General features: G+C 46.9%; 14 protein-coding genes. All 14 read right to left on the bottom strand.

The window, feature by feature from the left end:
• Nucleotides 1–44: 44 nt before the first annotated feature.
• The 14 genes from ACH59B_RS11145 to ACH59B_RS11080 all read right to left on the bottom strand — a co-directional run bounded on the left by ACH59B_RS11145 (nt 45) and on the right by ACH59B_RS11080 (nt 17,225).
• Entirely contained in the window at nt 45–344 is a 300-nt protein-coding gene (locus ACH59B_RS11145) for a DUF6509 family protein (protein WP_019687094.1), read from the bottom strand.
• A complete protein-coding gene (locus tag ACH59B_RS11140; protein WP_404303745.1) occupies nt 338–2,305 on the bottom strand; it encodes an ATP-dependent DNA helicase in 1,968 nt (655 codons plus the stop codon). Before ACH59B_RS11140 ends, ACH59B_RS11145 begins: the two co-directional genes overlap by 7 nt.
• A gap of 223 nt (nt 2,306–2,528) precedes the next feature.
• The gene (locus tag ACH59B_RS11135) at nt 2,529–3,533 is read right to left on the bottom strand and encodes an ABC transporter substrate-binding protein (protein ID WP_404303743.1); all 1,005 of its coding nucleotides are present in this window, start codon (nt 3,531–3,533) and stop codon (nt 2,529–2,531) included.
• Between the two features lie 100 nt (nt 3,534–3,633).
• Nucleotides 3,634–4,152, bottom strand: a complete 519-nt coding sequence (locus tag ACH59B_RS11130; protein WP_016821127.1) for an RDD family protein — start codon at nt 4,150–4,152, stop codon at nt 3,634–3,636.
• Nucleotides 4,153–4,539: 387 nt separating this feature from the next.
• Entirely contained in the window at nt 4,540–5,682 is a 1,143-nt protein-coding gene (locus ACH59B_RS11125; protein ID WP_117289548.1) for a glycoside hydrolase family 88 protein, read from the bottom strand.
• 55 nt (nt 5,683–5,737) lie between these two features.
• Nucleotides 5,738–7,648: a glycosyl hydrolase gene (locus ACH59B_RS11120; RefSeq protein ID WP_404303740.1), complete on the bottom strand. Its 1,911-nt coding sequence runs from the start codon at nt 7,646–7,648 to the stop codon at nt 5,738–5,740.
• Between the two features lie 16 nt (nt 7,649–7,664).
• A complete protein-coding gene (locus ACH59B_RS11115; protein ID WP_404303738.1) occupies nt 7,665–9,581 on the bottom strand; it encodes a heparinase II/III family protein in 1,917 nt (638 codons plus the stop codon).
• A 201-nt stretch (nt 9,582–9,782) separates the two neighbouring features.
• On the bottom strand, nt 9,783–10,775 hold the full coding sequence (locus ACH59B_RS11110) for a cation diffusion facilitator family transporter (protein ID WP_016821124.1): 993 nt from the start codon (nt 10,773–10,775) through the stop codon (nt 9,783–9,785).
• A gap of 230 nt (nt 10,776–11,005) precedes the next feature.
• Nucleotides 11,006–11,275 (bottom strand): 30S ribosomal protein S14, encoded by a 270-nt coding sequence (rpsN, locus tag ACH59B_RS11105; protein WP_016821123.1) that lies wholly within the window; start codon nt 11,273–11,275, stop codon nt 11,006–11,008.
• 264 nt (nt 11,276–11,539) lie between these two features.
• Nucleotides 11,540–12,508 carry an ABC transporter ATP-binding protein gene (locus ACH59B_RS11100; RefSeq protein ID WP_263560252.1) on the bottom strand — a complete coding sequence of 323 codons (969 nt, stop codon included), beginning with the start codon at nt 12,506–12,508 and terminating at the stop codon, nt 11,540–11,542.
• Nucleotides 12,501–13,484 carry an ABC transporter ATP-binding protein gene (locus ACH59B_RS11095; protein ID WP_019687089.1) on the bottom strand — a complete coding sequence of 328 codons (984 nt, stop codon included), beginning with the start codon at nt 13,482–13,484 and terminating at the stop codon, nt 12,501–12,503. Before ACH59B_RS11095 ends, ACH59B_RS11100 begins: the two co-directional genes overlap by 8 nt.
• A gap of 13 nt (nt 13,485–13,497) precedes the next feature.
• Complete coding sequence (opp4C, locus tag ACH59B_RS11090; protein WP_107734166.1) at nt 13,498–14,424, bottom strand: oligopeptide ABC transporter permease; 927 nt, start codon at nt 14,422–14,424, stop codon at nt 13,498–13,500.
• A 15-nt stretch (nt 14,425–14,439) separates the two neighbouring features.
• On the bottom strand, nt 14,440–15,393 hold the full coding sequence (locus ACH59B_RS11085; RefSeq protein WP_090886983.1) for an ABC transporter permease: 954 nt from the start codon (nt 15,391–15,393) through the stop codon (nt 14,440–14,442).
• 107 nt (nt 15,394–15,500) lie between these two features.
• On the bottom strand, nt 15,501–17,225 hold the full coding sequence (locus tag ACH59B_RS11080) for an ABC transporter substrate-binding protein (protein ID WP_167438425.1): 1,725 nt from the start codon (nt 17,223–17,225) through the stop codon (nt 15,501–15,503).
• Between the last annotated feature and the right edge of the window lie 116 nt (nt 17,226–17,341).

Raw genomic sequence — 17,341 nt, 5'->3', positions numbered from 1 at the left:
TATAGGTTGCTATATATAGCTGTGCTAGCCATGTGCCCTTACTGTTAATTTACTGCTCCATCCTGTACATGTTCTTTACAGAAGTTTTCAACTGCTTGCAGCTCATCCTCTTCAAGTTCAAGCTCGATGTAACGATCCGTTGCTTTTTCAAACAATTCATACTTCAGCAGTCCTGTCTTTCCTTCGTCTACTAAATAAAGAGCACGGATATATATTCCGTTTTCAGTGTATAGCTCGTCGTCTTCCTCTACCTCTATCTCAATGATAAATTCATAACGCTGTCCACTCAAAATACCAAAAGCATCTTTAATTTGATCTACTGTATATGCTGTAAAATTCAACATGTTTTTATTCCCTCCGGTTTTCCTTCAATTACGGTGCATTCTACACCTGCAGGCAGTAGTTGTTCAACTTGTGTGCGTACTTCTGGACGATTCAAATCGTGACCCATGATCGAGATCCAGCCCTGATCATTACGCGAGCGGATTAAACGCCCTATGCCCTGTCGGAGCCTAAGTGCCATGTGAGGCATATCTATCTCATTGAACGGATCTGCTGCATCCTTGCGCAAAGCCGTAAAAACCGGATCGTTCGGAGGAAATGGCAGCGACCAGATGATAACATGTGACAGGGATGGTCCAGGGATGTCCAATCCTTCCCATAATGTAACAGCGCACAACACACTCTCCACATCATTCTGAAAAGCGGAGATCAGATGGCTGATTTCAGCCGAACCTTCATACAGAAAACGATAGGCAGATGCCTCTGGGTAAGCAGCGAGTCCTCTTTGGAAGGCAGTCAGTTCCTCCTGAGAAGGAAACAGGATAAGCGCTCTTCCCTGCGATTTCTTCAGTAGCGTCAGCGCTCTCTGGATTGGATTATGTCCCGCTTGCAACGGGTACAATGCCGCTTGCATCTGATCACTGTAGTCATAAGGTGAAGCGACGGAAAACGTTAACGGGTTTTCAATACCCAGACTCTGCGCCATATAATCAAATGAACCCTCCACGGAAAGTGTAGCCGAAGAGAATACGATTGGAATATGCTGCGCAAATACTCTTTCTTTGAGAATCTCTTTTACCATCTTCGGCATAACCACAAGCGTTAATCCATCCTGGTCCTCCGTCACCCACGAGATGAGAAGTTCAGGACGCTTAAACAAAGCCAAAGCAGTTTGAATCATTTCCAAATGTTCTTCTACAATTTTGACTTGATACTCATCCAGAGAGAATAACCCGCTTTCAAACACAAGCTCTTCCTCGATCGTGCCGATCAGTTCACCAAAACGGTTCACCTCCCGAATCAACGATTCATTCAGGATAAACTCCTTGCGATTAGACCCCTGTACTGGCTGACTGTTCTTATTGAGCGCGGCGAACAATGCCTCGCTTTGGGAGATTGCATCCTCGATCGTCATAGCCAGAGATTCCCGCACTTCCCCCTCTAGCAGTCGGGTAATAATAGACTCAAATTGAGTGTGCTTAAGCTTGTAAGTAAGCGCATTTTGTGCTGCTGTCTCCAGCAAATGCCCTTCATCAAAAACAACAGAGCTGTGCTCTGGCAACAACGGCAGTTGACCCTCGCGCTTTCTCGCTTCGTAGGTCCATACATGCTCCATGTAAAAGTCGTGAGAGCAGATGACCAGATCTGCCGCTTTGCGGTAATGATCACGAGACAACGTCTGTCCGCAACGATGGCGCTGATGACAAACGAGACAGTCTTGAAATACATCCCATCCCAGTCTGCTCCACTGTCCATCTGTTAGCTCGGGATACTCTTTCCGGTTCCCGTATGGAGTGAAGGACTGTAACGTATCTGGAAAATGAACAAAATCAGGCAGACCCTGATAAATATCGCGGAAAACATCTGCGTCCTCATCCAGTCCGCTTCGCCCCTCATCCAGCTTGTTCAGGCAAATATATTGATCCGGTGACTTCCCCAATCGAGCATCAATCGTCAAGCTTAAGTACCGTGCCAGCTTGGCGATATCTCCTTCTGGCTTCACCAGTTGTTCAATCAATGATTCATCCGCACAGGCGATAATCGCCGGTTTTCTCATGTATCTGGCATATGCAATAGCGTACAGCAGGTATACCAGCGTTTTGCCAGTGCCTACACCTGCTTCTGCAAAAATGGTCTTTTTTTCCTTATAGGCACGTTCCAGCTGGAATGCCATATAAATTTGTTCATCCCGAACCTCAAAGCCGACTTCAGGCAAAACTTCGTAAAATACATCTGCAATCCAGTCACTTGCCTGCTCAATAAACGGCTTGGACGGATCAAAGGCAAAAGGGTAAGTAGTCAATCGGGCTGTGCCTCCAATTCGTTCATAATGTGCATCCTTTCATTATAACGCAAAACAAGCTAAAAAGAACATGTAAACTGTAAGAATAACTTACATTTTTTATTTTTCATGAAATTCTATAAAAGATAGGACGTCGAGGGGTTTGTTTGTGAGGACGTTACACTGCCATAATGAAAAAACAAAGAAACCAGCAAATGCTTTCAGGCACTGGCTGGTTCCTTGTTTACTTTTGCTTCATCAAATCTGGAATTTGTTCCAGCAATCGTTCTCTCGTAATGGCATCATCAAAATTCCACGAGCTGTCAAGCGTATATACCCGTTTATTCTGAACGGCAGGAATCGTTTTCCACACTTCACTATTCATCAGGTTTCTGGCCGTTGCAATTGTTTCTTCACTCTGATCCGACAGAATAAAGAGTTCATCCCCGATAAATGAAGGAAGTACCTCGTTAGAAATGGTAGCAAAGCGCTCTTTTTTATCAATCAAGTCTGTCTGTACCTTGGAAGCTGGTATAAAGCCGAGCATATCATACAACGACACGGATATACCCTGATGTCCCATAACATACAGGTTATCCCCCATAACTAACAGCACTGTTGCTGTCTCTCCCGGCTTAATGTCAACATCCAGCTTGGCCTTCATTTGTTTGGCCTTCTCGTCATATAAGGTTTTAAACTGATCTGCCTCTTTAGTTTTCCCAAGAAGTTTACCTAGCTCCTGCATACGTTCAAAAGTTGCCAATTCGGAATTAAGAACCACGGTAGGTGCAATTTTAGCTAACGTGTCAATCGTCTTTACATCCCAATTATCGAAAAGAATAAGGTCCGGTTTCAGCATCGTCAGCTTTTCCAGATTCACCGGGGAGCCTATATCGATAATATCCTTGGTAAGGTCTGCGTACACTATTTGTGACTGAATGACACTCAGACTCGCACCTGCTGGACGTACACCCAAGGCAAGCAAATCCCCTGGATCACTGCCTACATAAACAATTTTCTGCGGATTTACCGGAATCGTGACTTTACGTTTTTGAAAGTCTGTATATTCCCGGGTGGTCGGCGTTGTAGATGCCATTTCCTTTTGATCCGTGCTGTTTGTAGCCTGTCCTGCCATAAGGGAAGTTTGGGCACCATTTTCTTGTGAGCTACAAGCTGAAAGTACAATGGCTATAATGAGCATTACACTCGTCAGCACGGGGAATCGAGGCGATATTTTTATATGTTGCATATGATGTATCCTCCAAGCTATGTAGTTTCATAGAAAATGATAATCATTATCATTTACTTTATATTACATAATAGTCCCATCATCTGCAACGGCGATTTCCTTAATTCATTCTATTAGAAGCTACTGGAGGTAGGGACGATTGCTGCTCATGTCGCTGCAACTCTTTTTTATTTACAACTAAGGTGCTGGCACAAAGATCGTGGACTCCCTGTTTTTTCGCAGTAAAAGCGACCACAATGTAAATAAGACGTAAAATCACAAAAGAAATGGCTTTAATCCAATAACGCCCTGAGGCATGTAAGAATCCAAGACGCTTTCCTTCCTTATCTACAACAACTAAAGAGAACACAAGCTTACCTGGTGTTGCTCTTACCTTCGACGACTCCCATAATACACAGTAAAGCCATGGCACCATGAGCCAAAAGATTAGCGGCCACCACAAAAGCAGCATTTGTATGAACACCGTCTCCTTTATACCCAAAATATCTGGGATGATGTAAATTGCTCCCCCTATTGAAAGGATTATGGCAGTAAGGATGATTAGATCAATCATAAACGCTGCCGTTCTTATCCAAAATCCTCCATAAATCTTTCTCACACTATCACTTGTCACTGTCATAATGATATAACTCCTTTGCATTCGTTAAAATCCATTTTATCCCTTTGCCCAAGGAGATATCATACGGCCACCTCCCTGAATTGTCAATTTACGAATAAACACTCATAAACAAGTGAAAAGACCTATTTCTATGCATTAAAATGGACATTTTCATAGGATTTAAGAGCTTATATACCGTGATTTTACTCTGATTAGGCACGAAATAAGCGCTGCTACAGTCTCTTATCTACCTACACGTAGTACTTTGGCATCGAATTAAAATCAGCCTTTTCACGCATAAAAAAAACAGCGTATGTGTAAATGAGTTTACACATACGCTGCCTCACTATTTATTATATCGATTTGACAAGCAACAACTCAGCTCGAATGAGCTTGTTCCTGACCATCTTACTCACTATATTTTTTGCCCTCCACACTAAACAAACCTTCCTCACCACGCAGCTTTGCCAATGCTTCGACAAAGAAATAATCGCCGTAGATGATGGGCACATTGATGTGTTTTTGCTCAGGATAATGTACGGTTCCGTTCATCAGCAATCCCTCATGTTCTTCGCCCCATGCCGTACACGTGTGATGCAAACCCTGAAGGATGGATTCTGCAGCTTTTGTAAATTGCTCTGCACGTGCCGAATATTTTGCTAGTTCCAGCAAACCGCTAGCTGCAATGGCCGCAGCTGACGAATCCCATGCTTCGCGGTGTCCTTCTTCTGCTCTAAAGTCCCATACAGGCAGACAAGCATCGCCCAACTGGGACAGGAAAAAGTCAGCCGTGTTCTCGGCCACCTTTAAATAACGCGAATCGCGTGTGTATCCATACGAAAGCGTAAAACCGTACAAAGCCCAAGACGTGCCACGTGCCCAGGCGGAACCGGGAGCAAATCCCTGTCCGCCATGCTCAGCGACCTTTTTTCCAATCTCCGGATCGAACTCAACCACATGCGCAATGGAGCCGTCCGAACGAACGAACTCACGTGCCACGGTATCTGCATGCTGGACAGCGAGAGCCGCAAAGCGTGGATCTCCACTTTCCTCCGAGGCCCAATAGAGCAAGGGTAAATTCATCATACTGTCTATAATCGCAACACCCCGTGTATCCATATCCTTCGAGTGGAAGTTCCACGCGCGAATAAAGCGGCCATTTACGTTAAAACGGGCAGCCAGCAAATTAGCAGCCAATAACCCCCGTCTTCTGGACTCTGAATCTCCAGTCAACCGATGGGCGGCAACACCGCTGAGCAGCCAAATAAAACCGAGATCATGGTCTACAGCTTCGCTATTATAGAGTATTTTTTCCAACCGGGCCTCACACCGTTGTGCAATTTTGGCAGACTCCCAATCAGGACGTGCCCGATGGGCCAGCCATAGCAGTCCCGGATAAAAGCCTGCTGTCCACCACGCTTCCTCACGATTATCATAACGGCCACCCTCTGCAACATGTGGAAAGGCGTCCCCCAGTCTTGCCGCCAAGGCAAGCGTTTTATCCAATGCCAGCTCCCACGATTGCTCCAGCCACGCTTCTGATTTTGTCATTCCTTTTTCCATCTCCCTTTCCACAGGATTGAAGATAACTATGTCTCCCGAACATCTATTCAGGTAACCGAATGATAAAGGAAATGCGACTGCCTCCACGCTCCAGACGTGCTCCCTTAAGTAAACCATTTCGGCAGGCTACGGAGGTCAATTCTTCTGGCCATACCACATTTGTTCCTTCCGTTGTGGGGATAACTTCAAGGCTTGCGCCCGCATATTCTACGCGAATGCTTTCGGTTTCTTCCCCGGCTGCCATCACATGATGAATCACACTTCGTTCCCGACCGTCATACGCCATCAATGGAATAAGTGCCCCCACATTCTGAATATTGCCCTGAAGCTCATACGACACTTCAATTTTGCCGGGCACCTGACGATAATGCGTTCGGATTTCCCTCACCCCCGGGAATGGACCTTCCCACAGCAGAGTGAAATCTGTCTCTCCATCAGACGCTGAGCTGCGCTCCATCTGTACGTTTCCTCCGCCATCCTGCGGATCAATCCCTCCATCACGATCGAACTCCAATGTACCGGGGATTCCTTCTGACAAGCTGTGCCATTTTCCGTCTTCGGTTTGCCAGGCTGGTGTATAGCTCAGCGGGAAAATATCTCCCTCCGCGAAACCCGTAAAGCCGCGATCTGCGTGTCCTGCTGAGGATGGGCCGATCAGAGACGGCAGCGCAGAACGTTGAATACGTACGATGCCCGGAATATTGTACGGATCGTTGATTGAGGTCTGAACAAGCATTTGCTGCCCGTCTACAGCTGCAATGACGGTCTGAAACCAGCCGTCCGTTGCCAACACCCGACTGCCGATCTCCGCCGGGATAGAGGTCGGAGGAATACGATCAATCTCCTTCCCATGTAGGAGGGTATGGGCCAGCACCGCTGCCGTCCACAGACTGTAGCAGGTATGATTCGAGTACACCTCAAAGCCATGGCGTGCCTCAGACGAATAATGGTTGCGGACGATATGCAGCTTGCCATCATCGGTCTGCCATCGGCTAATGGATTGCCAGCATAGATCTGCTGCCCGCCGAAATGCACCTGCAAGCCCATGCTCGCCTGCTGTATACGCCTGCTGTGCATGTGTTGTAAAAACAAAGGCCGCTGCAGCTTCGTTCCATTGGTGCTGCGCGCTTCTTCCACGCGGAGGAATTTCCCCATGCGGGGATAAAGTCAGCAATGAGCTAAGTGCTCCTCTGCGAAGGTAGTCACGCACTTCGAGAGCACAGCCGCCATTATATCCGCTCTCCATCATGACGCCCAGATGAAACCGTGTAACAATATCGTAGGCGAATGGGCTATTGGGCCGATCCAACGGACCATCTTGGTACAGCCCCAAACTGGTAAAGCGAGGTAAATGGTAGTTGCGGATATACGTCCCCATCCACTCAGAATCGGCTGCAATCCCTTCAGTGGCACGCAAAAACTCGCCGGAAATCATGATCGCGTTCCAGTTGATCATCCGGTTTGGATTTTTCATTTTGCTCATCGTAAAAATGTAAGTCTGCTCAGGTTGAATCCTGCTCAACTGCTGCTTCCAAGCCGTGGCTTGCTCTGGCAGCAGATTTTTAAGGATACGATACGCCCCCATCATCATAATTGGAAAAAAGTCCGGGTGATGATCTGGCGCTTTTTCGTCCACTACACAGGCTATGCTATGCGTTAAGGCCGCAGCAGCAGATTCGAGTAAATCATGCCGGCCTTCTTTGACCAGCACAGCCGCAGCCAACGCATAGGATGGGGTGGAGTAATACCGTTCACTTTCAGAATGAGGGTCAATGATAGCTCCGTTTTCATCTTGATACAAGGCATATGCACGAACCAGCTTTTCCAGCACAGCCAGCTTACGCTCGTGAGTCCATCCATCATTTTCTCTGTTTGGTGCGCTTTCCACCTGTTGTATAAATCTCTCCAGTTCCGTCTGCCAAGGGTATACGCTGCCTGTTTGAAGCTTATTCATTCTGTATGCCTCCCATTCAACATGAAGATTGATGTATGGTAAAAAATAGATTGCAATCGACACTTGCTGAGCCGCTCCAGCGATTGGAGTCCAGGTGCAGCGATGTCTTATAAAATACAAAGGGCACTCCGTCATGATCTATATGCTTCACAGCCTCCAGCCTCTGCCTCAGCACGCCAGCATCATAATCTAGCCTAACCACTGCATTCGTTCCCTTCCATTCCACGAAGCCTGCTCCTGTATTAGGCTGAATACGGCTGATCAAAAGCTCCTCCACATCCCACGGCTTCACGTTCATACTAGACGTTTCAAACTCAAAATGATCTGTGACAGTAAGCCTTGCTCCCTCGTTTCCCTCCAGTACACTCCAGGCAAAAGAACGGGTGAAAACAGCCAATTCATCTACAGCATAAGCAGATGTCAAGTCGAGCTTAAAGCTTGTAACTTTCTGTGCTCCCTCCTGCTCATCCATAGCAACATCCAGCACGACCGCCCTTGCCTTTGCCCCGGATTGCTGCGCGGTCCCATTGATAATAGGCACGGAATGGCTGCTGGAGGAAATATTGATAATCGACTCCCGTCCCGGTGAAAAATAGGCTTTCGTGTATAAGCCTGCTCCCAGATCACAGAGTAAATTTTCGCCACCACCATGAAGGATGAAATGTCCAAGATCATTATGATTGTGCGGCTCATTGTTATGCCCACCCTTGGCTGAAAAAGCAAGTACGGCATCTGAATGATCCTGCTGCCCCCCAGATCCATGATGACTAGAACTGAGGCTACGGCACATCAACCAGCCGAGTTGCGGCAAATAATCGATTTCGGCTTCACCGCATCCATACACCAAGGGATTCGTCCAGACTAGGTTACGCAATACATGAGCCCAGCGGCGACACGGATCTTCCAACAAACCAGGTACGCGAAAAGGAAGTGTAGATGGGCGTCCTAGCAAATAATTCACATGAGAGATGAGTCCGGAAGGTAACCGTTCAGTTTCACTACTATCTGAATAATTAGCGAAAATACCGTCCGACAAATGGACCCGTTCTGCGAAGGCTGCGATTTGCCTTACCTTTTCCGAGTTCAAAATATCCACAGCTCCCTCGGTAAACTCACGTAGCATATCGGCAAAATATATAAAGTACCCAAAGCCATACACCCAATAACCTACGCCTTCGGGACATCCCCCGTCCTCTCTGTAGCCTGCCAAAAAACAATCCAGTGCGCCCAGCATACGCTCGATGGCTACCGCTTTGGAAAAGTCGTCTTTTGCCAGCAGCAATGCAGCAATTCCGCAACCCGAAGCGCATACTGCCGACCAGTTATGCTCTGCCGTTTCCCAATCATAATGATGAGGCTGCCAAAAAACAGGTTCCAGTACACGGTGTTCAACCTCTTTGTGCACCTGAACGACTACGTGATCAGCCAGCTTTTCTCCAAGCAGCAATAAAATTTCAACCAGCATTTGCGCTGTTTCGGACGCGAATAAATCCACCTGCTGCCAAGGCGGTGTTACAGTGTCCTCTTCGTTGACATGTGCAGGAAGCGCCCAAGTGTACTCGCTGCATATGTCCAGCAGTCCGCTTTCCACCTCTTTCATCTTCCGAGGCACCGGATCGGCAACAGCTGCCAGCACGATAGCAACTAGTCGTCCGCGCCGTTCGAAGTATACATCCTCATACGGCTTGCGCTCCCCTGTATTAGCAAATTGCCGGAACAGAGACAATGGTAGTTCAGGCCAAGGCGCTTCCCGAACATCATTGCAGATGCGTTCGATGTCCTTCCAAAGCTCGGCGAATGCCGGTTTATCGACAGTTGCCCGTAGCCTTTGGGTCCAATTGCTCCTTAACCGTTGTCTTGCTGAACCCTGCACTCCGCCAGCCAGCGCGTTGACGAGCCGCGAAGCAGGCCAAGCCTCCTTCAGAAGACTCATTCGCATTTCCTCCCCATGAGAAGCATTCGTTTCACCCTCTTTTTGTTAACGCTTTCATTGTATCTAACAATCAGCCTAAATTCAAAGGGGTAGGAATACAATTGGAAAAATATAAAAGAACCTCCACGCCACGTTGTCGTGGTCATGAAGGTTCTTATTTACATTCTTAAGCTCCGTCCAGGTTCGCTTTGGTCCATTTTTCTAAGCTTTAGGCTTCTCTTGTTTCCAGTTTCTAATCCCGTCATCCTCTAGAATCCCCAATGCGGCATCTGAAATATTAGGATCACGCAGCAGAGCATCCTCGACTCTAAATTTGATATCATCAGCATCGGCCAGCGTCATGCCCGAAGTAAGCTCAATTACCCCTTCGACGTGATAGTAACGCCCCTCCTGCAAAATACGCATTTGAGAAATATCGGTCACATGTGTATCTGCCAGGATAATGGAAGCCACACGTTCTTCGATATCGGGAGGTGCTGATACACCAATCAAGCCCACCATGTTGTCATAACCGACCCGGAACGCTACACCGACCATCAGACAGCCGATGAGAATACTCGAAATTCCGTCCAGCAACTTAAAATCTGTCAGCGATGTGACCACTACAGCTAGCAGGGCGAGTACCCCACCTGTCGTTGCAACCAAATCCTCATAGAATACCAAACGGGTTGGTGGCGCAGCACGTCCCACATGACGAAAGGCAGAAGTAAAAATACTTAGCCCCTTCGCTTCCACTCTGGATTCATGCAGCACTTCTTTCATTGCTTTGCTCCATACAAATCCGTCAACCGCCAATGACAAAACCAGCACCACTACATTAATCCAAAATCCTTGTGCAGATTCAGCCGGATGCTGTAGCAAATGAATTCCTTCCAATGCAGTTTCGTAGGCCATAATCGTTACGACAATAACAGCAACCATACAAAAAAGATTAATTACCCGTCCAAAGCCAGTAGGAAACCGTTTCGTAGGTTTTTTCTCTGCCAATACACTGCCCGCAAATACAAACATTTGGTTCACTGCATCCGCAATGGAATGCATCATCGTAGCAAACATAGAGCCACTGCCTGTCAAGGCAAAAGCAATCCCCTTAATCAGGGCAATGCCGGTATTACCCAATGCTGCTGAGCCTGAAGATTTATTTCCTTTTTTGACCATACTCCAAAAGGAGTCCTCTCTCTGTTTCACTTCCATCTTGTAGCTCCTCCTGAGGTATACATAATCTGACATATCCACATTATGTAATCGCTTGTTATGTATTATTTTTAACCCGTCCATATTCTACCTAACCAACTGAGGAGAATCAATACAAATGATAATATATTCCTTCTAAAAAGAATGCTCCACGCCACCCTACTGGCATGAAGCATTCTCGTTACAACCTGCTATCAGATAAACATACAAATAATTAATCGGTTTCTAAATTACCAGCTAGATTTCGTAATACCTGGAATTTGGCCTTTATGGGCCAGCTCGCGGAACGCAATTCTGGACAGCTTGAATTTGCGCAGGTATCCTCTCGGTCTGCCTGTCAGCTCGCAACGGTTTTTCAAGCGGGTTGGGGATGAGTCCCGAGGAAGCTTTTGCAAAGCCTCATAGTCCCCTTTTGCTTTTAATTCACGTCTCAAATCCGCATATTTCGCTACAATTTCCTGACGTTTCTTCTCTTTTACGACTTTCGATTTCTTGGCCATGTACAATTCCTCCTTGTTATATATGCCAATCATAAAGGTTCCCCATCGCGATCGCGGGACGGAAGGACACAAATATGGACATGCTTTTGCATTTTAATAGTAATAATTACGATTAATGTTTAATATACCTCTGCTTCAAGTAGATTGTCAACTCAAACATTTCAAAACACTATACAGCAAAAAGCCGTTGCTCTAGCAGAACCGTTTCATTGCGGTGAACGGTCTGCCGTGACAACGGCACAAAACTTGCTGAGTTAACTTCGTTCATTCAGCCAAATGGCAAGCCACCCAGTGATCTGGGCGAGCTTCACGATAGAATGGAATCTCTTGAGAACAGCGGTCGATTGCAAAGGGGCAGCGCGTATGAAACTTGCAGCCCGAAGGCGGATTCACCGGACTTGGAATATCCCCTTTGAGCAAAATACGTTCTCTTTTCAGCTTCGGCACTGGTATAGGCACAGCCGACAGCAACGCCTTCGTATACGGATGCAGCGGATTGCCGAATAACTCGTCACGCGAAGCTGTTTCGACCATAGAGCCTAGGTACATCACGCCAATACGAGAACATAAATGTTCAACTACGCTCAAATCGTGGGAGATGAACAAATATGTCAGACCCCGCTCGGCCTGCAATTTGGCAAAAAGGTTAATAATCTGCGCCTGTATGGACACATCCAGCGCTGACACCGGCTCATCAGCGATGATCAGATCCGGTTGAAGCGCCAGCGCGCGGGCAATGCCAATCCGTTGACGCTGACCTCCCGAAAATTCATGCGGGAAACGGTCGATATGATATTCCGACAATCCACACAGCTTAAGTACGTCCAGCACGATCTGCCGGACCTCATCTTTGGTAGCTATACCGTGGTCGAGCAGCGCCTCACCAATGGCATCTCCGATCCGTACACGCGGATTCAGCGAGCTGTACGGGTCTTGAAAGATCAGCTGAATTTTAGGACGAAGTTCCTGCATCCCTTTGGCCGACAAGCCGTGGAGATCCACCCCTTTGTATTTTACGGTACCATCTGTTTTATCCGTCAATCTGACAATTGTGCGGCCCACCGTGCTTTTACCGCTCCCCGATTCCCCCACCAGACCGAAGGTTTCACCCTGACGGATCGTAAAGCTTATATCGTCTACTGCCCGCACGTGCCCTGTAGTACGATTCATAAAACCGGACTTCACCGGGAAGTATGTTTTTAAACGGTCTATTTCCAACAACGGTTCAGCCATAAACAACCGCCTCCTCATACAACCAGCAGGATGCTTTCTGCTGAGCTGAAACTTCTTTTAATGTAGGCTCCTTTACACGACAAATGTCCATGCAATGCCCGCAGCGGTCATGAAAATAACAGGAAGTCGTCAGCTCCAGTGGATTAGGTACCTGTCCGGGGATGGAATACAGCTCCTTTTGGCGCTGATTAAGCACCGGTTTGGACTTGAGCAACCCCTGTGTATAGGGATGCTTGGGGTGATTGAATAGCTGCACCACTTCGCCTTCCTCGACGATCTTGCCCGCATACATCACGATTACATAATCGGCCATCTCCGCAACAACACCCAGATCATGAGTGATTAGCATGAGCGACATATTGGATTGGGCTTTAAATTCACGCAGCATGTCGAGAATCTGTGCCTGAATTGTTACATCTAGTGCCGTGGTCGGCTCATCCGCAATAAGCAGCTTGGGTCCGCAAGAAACAGCAATAGCAATCATAATTCGCTGTAGCATCCCTCCGCTCAGTTCATGGGGGTAGCTTTTTAAAATCTGCTCCGGTCGGGATATGCCGACCTGTTCAATCAGCTCTAGCGCCCGCTTGCGAGCTTGCTTTCGGCCCATCTTTAAGTGCTCAATCAGTGGCTCAGACAGTTGTTCACCAATGGTCATCACCGGATTTAATGAAGACATCGGCTCCTGAAAAATCATGGAGATTTCATGTCCGCGAATCGTGCGCATCTCATTTCTACTAAGCTCTAGCAGATCGGTTTCCTCAAAACGGATACTTCCACCTGCCACTTTACCACCGGGACTCTGAATCAGGCCCATGATCGACATGGCGGTAATACTTTTGCCGCAGCCCGATTCACCGACAATGCATACCGTCTCCCCCGGCTTCACGCGAAAGCTGATATCATCCACCGCTTTGACCGTTCCTTCTTCTGTATAAAAATGAGTGCTTAAATGTTCAATGGAAAGTAAATTGTCCATGGTGCATGATCACCTACCTCTTATGTTTCGGGTCGAGTACATCCCGCAGCCCGTCACCAAAAATATTAATAGCGATGACTGTTGCAAAAATAGACAGGCCTGGTGGTATCCACAACCAAGGTCGTTGCTGAAAATCCAGTACATTGTTGGCGGCATCAATCATATTGCCCCAAGTCGGTGTCGTGGGCAACACGCCAAGACCAAAGAAGCTGAGTACAGATTCACTCAGGATGGCTCCGCCAATGTTCAATGTAGCGATAACGATCAACAATGGCAAAATATTCGGCAGCAGATGCTTAAAAAGCTTTCGGCGATTCGATAGTCCTAGTACCGTCGCTGCCTGCATAAATTCACGTTCTCGCAAACTAAGCATCTGACCTCTCACCATCCGTGCAATCCCCGGCCAGTTGACCAGACTCAGCATCAACATGACGATATACATCCGTTGATCAGGCGGAACCTTCCAGTCAGATAACAGCGCACCCATAATAAATAGCAATGGCAAACTGGGTATAGTCAGCAGCAAATCGGCAATGCGCATAATGATTTGATCCGCAATTCCGCGAAAATAGGCGGATATAACCCCCAGCGTTGCTCCTAAAAAGACAGACAACACCATAGAAGCCAAACCCACAGTAAGAGAAATTTGACCTGCCTGCATCACACGTGTCAGCACATCCCGTCCCAGCTTGTCTGTTCCTAGCCAGTGATGGATATTCGGCGCCTTGTTCATTATTAATATGTTCGTTTTGTTATCGGAATAAGGAGAAAATAACGGACCGATAAAACAGAGCAAAAACATAAATACCACGACGAGCAGCCCAGCCATAGCAAGCTTGTTTCTGAACAGCTGCCGGAGCGCTTGCTGCCACATTGAAGATTTGGCATTTAATCGCAGTCTGCGGTTGCTCTTGCTCAAATTACTGCTCACGGATGACATTCCATAGCCTCCTTCTTACACTTTCACACGCGGGTCAGCAATGCGATACAAAATATCGGATAACAGCGTCCCGATCACGCTCAATATGGCAATCAGCATCGTAAAGCCCATCAGCAGCGGATAATCCCGAAGCGAAAAAGACTGCATGTACAGCTGACCGATCCCGGGCCAGTTAAAAATCTTTTCGATAATCAGAGATCCGCCAAACAGCGCAGGCAATTCAAAGCCAACGAGCGTAATGGCAGGCAATAGTGCATTTCTCAATGCGTGTGTAAAAAGCACCTTTCTTTCCTTTAAGCCCTTTGCACGAGCTGTACGGATATAATCCTGCTGGATCACGTCGATCATATTGCTGCGGAAGTAACGGGTCAGCGACCCCAAGCCCAGCAGTGTCATCACGATCACCGGCAAGGTCATATGCTGGAGAACCTCCTTCACATACTCCATGCCTGTAGCGTTACTGCCCGTATTGAGCATCCCGCCCGGTGGCAGCCATTTCAGATCGACCGCCGCAATTTTGATCAGATACAGTCCGATAAAAAAAGAGGGAACAGACATCGCGGCAAAAATCACCACCATGACCAGCGTATCGAACCATGAATACTGCTTGTAAGCAGCAACCACACCAATAATGACTGCAATCAGCCAGGTCAGGAAGGTGGATACAATGGCCAACAAGAATGAATTCCAGATATATTCATTAAATAAGGTTAGCACCGGTTTCTGTTGAGCGAGCGAATAGCCGAAATTACCATGCAGCGCATTGCCTAGCCAGTTTCCGTAGCGCTCAAGAATAGGCTTATTCAACCCGTAAATTTCCCTCAGCTCCGCTTTTCTCTCCGGCGACAGCTTCAGATTACCGCTAATGAAATCTCCCGGTGTCATGGCATACAGAAAAAAAATCATCATCGAAGCGGCCAACAAAATAATAATCATGTACGTCAGTCTTTTCGTTAAAAACGAGCTCATGACAGACTCCTTTCAATTCATGGTCGGGCTACTCATTACGCGTCCTCCATTTGGCAGACCCCTTGATCCGAACCTGAAGTTCTTCACAAGGGGCCCGCAAAGGTGGCTTATTTGAGGGACCACTCGAACAGATTACCAGACAAACCAATGAATGGGCTGACCTTTACATGTTCCATTCGACCATTGTAAGCATATACGGTCTTCTTGTAGTTGGTGAAAATAACGGGTAGTTCATCATTTAGCAGTACATATAATTCCTTATATATTTTCTTACGCTCTTCCATATTCGTCGTAGCCAAACCTTTTTCATAGAGCTCTTTGAGATTCGGATTGTTATATCCCTTGATTTCACCATTGACGAACGGCTCGATTCCATCAGATGGGTCTGTCAGCATGGCTGTCGAGAAGGCGGCGAGATCATAATCTTTACCTTCCACTTTGGCGACCATTGCATTAAAGTCTGCAAAGATTTCCGGTTGCAAGTCAACGCCAATCGCTTTATAGTTTTCAGCCGCAAGCGCGATAAAGGTGTCTGTTTCTGGACGTTTGGAGGTCAGCAAGTGAATGGTCAGCTTCTGGCCGTTTTTCTCACGAATGCCATCACTGCCTTCTACCCAGCCCGCTTCATCCAGCAGCTTTTTCGCTTGCTCCGGGTCATAGTTGTATGGATTGATTCCATCGGTCGTGTATGACCAGAATATAGGAGAAGCTGGAATGTTGGCGACCGCCCCTGCTCCCTGTGCTGCGTCAACATAAATGCTTTTGCGATCCAATCCATAGGTCAACGCTTGACGAACCTTTTTATCCTTCAGCTTTTCATTTTCCAGATTGACTTGCAAATATCCATAGGTGCTCGGTGTATAAGGCAAAATATTCAAAAAGCCGAGTCCTTTCAGCTTGTCGATATTTTCTTGCGTTGCGGTAAAGGAAGCAAAATCGGTATCCCCTGTTTCGATGAATTGCCAAGCATCGCCTTCCGCTGTTTTATATATGAAGTGTTTCGTTTTCGGTTTGCCTTTAAAAAAGTGATCGTTTGCCTCCAGACGAACTTCTTGCCCTGGAATGAATTTTTCCAACTTATATGCCCCATTCCCCAGTGGGCTACCATGCAAATTTTTAAAATAATCCAGCTGTCCGAACTTATAATCCTTGCCGTAGTAAGCTTTGGACAATACATATTCACCGAGAATAGTCAGAGCCAGCGCGTTTGGCTTTTCCAATGTCACAGAAATAGTCTGTGGATCTATTACCTTAATTCCATCAATTTGTTGTGCCTTGCCTTCCGTATAGGCTTTGCCGCCTTTAATGTTCAGCTTTCGGATTTGGCTATCGCCCGGATAGGCTTTGTCATAGATTAACGTCCAGGTAAAAGCGACATCCTCTGCTGTCAAAGGTGAGCCATCGCTGAATTGGGTATTGGAAACCAGATGAAACGTATATGTTAAATTATCCTTGGAAATATCCCAGCTCTTCGCCAGATTGGGCAGCGGAAGTCCCTTCTCATCTACCGTAACCAGCGGAGTCCATAACTGCGAAATGACGTTGCCGTCATAACCGCTTTGGTTAAAATACGGCGTGAATACTCCGGCCGGGTCAGTCAGGCCTACAATAATGGTGTCGTTTCTTTTTTTGGACACTTCCGGCAATTTGGACATATCAGAAGCCTTTACCAGACTTGTTAATGGCTGCGCTGTAGCAGTTGTCTGTGTGTCCCCATTATTTTGGGCAGTAGTATTGTTGTTGCTTTCCGATCCACCGTTAGAGCAAGCTGCCAGCAAGGTAGAGCTCGCCAGAAGTAGACTGCTAAGTAAAATAATACCCTTTTTCAACATAATCCCCCCGAGTTAAATGATTAAATTCCGATAGAACAAGTTGTGATTAAGAAGATAAACCTCATTATAGGAATTTATTAGGGTTCTGTAAAGGGAGAACTGCATTTTTTTATATA

It is taken from the genome of Paenibacillus sp. DP01 (genome assembly GCF_044784315.1).
GTDB lineage: Bacteria > Bacillota > Bacilli > Paenibacillales > Paenibacillaceae > Paenibacillus > Paenibacillus polymyxa.
This window is presented reverse-complemented; position numbering and strand designations above follow the sequence as displayed.

Bases quoted from the DNA above. Each gene is read 5' to 3' on its own strand.
- ACH59B_RS11125 (WP_117289548.1), bottom strand. From the start codon at position 5,682: ATGACAAAATCAGAAGCGTGGCTGGAGCAATCGTGGGAGCTGGCATTG.
- rpsN (WP_016821123.1), bottom strand. From the start codon at position 11,275: ATGGCCAAGAAATCGAAAGTCGTAAAAGAGAAGAAACGTCAGGAAATT.
- ACH59B_RS11085 (WP_090886983.1), bottom strand. From the start codon at position 15,393: ATGAGCTCGTTTTTAACGAAAAGACTGACGTACATGATTATTATTTTG.
- ACH59B_RS11115 (WP_404303738.1), bottom strand. From the start codon at position 9,581: ATGAGTCTTCTGAAGGAGGCTTGGCCTGCTTCGCGGCTCGTCAACGCG.
- ACH59B_RS11100 (WP_263560252.1), bottom strand. From the start codon at position 12,508: ATGGCTGAACCGTTGTTGGAAATAGACCGTTTAAAAACATACTTCCCG.
- ACH59B_RS11130 (WP_016821127.1), bottom strand. From the start codon at position 4,152: ATGACAGTGACAAGTGATAGTGTGAGAAAGATTTATGGAGGATTTTGG.
- ACH59B_RS11095 (WP_019687089.1), bottom strand. From the start codon at position 13,484: ATGGACAATTTACTTTCCATTGAACATTTAAGCACTCATTTTTATACA.
- ACH59B_RS11110 (WP_016821124.1), bottom strand. From the start codon at position 10,775: ATGGAAGTGAAACAGAGAGAGGACTCCTTTTGGAGTATGGTCAAAAAA.
- opp4C (WP_107734166.1), bottom strand. From the start codon at position 14,424: ATGTCATCCGTGAGCAGTAATTTGAGCAAGAGCAACCGCAGACTGCGA.
- ACH59B_RS11135 (WP_404303743.1), bottom strand. From the start codon at position 3,533: ATGCAACATATAAAAATATCGCCTCGATTCCCCGTGCTGACGAGTGTA.
- ACH59B_RS11145 (WP_019687094.1), bottom strand. From the start codon at position 344: ATGTTGAATTTTACAGCATATACAGTAGATCAAATTAAAGATGCTTTT.
- ACH59B_RS11080 (WP_167438425.1), bottom strand. From the start codon at position 17,225: ATGTTGAAAAAGGGTATTATTTTACTTAGCAGTCTACTTCTGGCGAGC.
- ACH59B_RS11120 (WP_404303740.1), bottom strand. From the start codon at position 7,648: ATGAATAAGCTTCAAACAGGCAGCGTATACCCTTGGCAGACGGAACTG.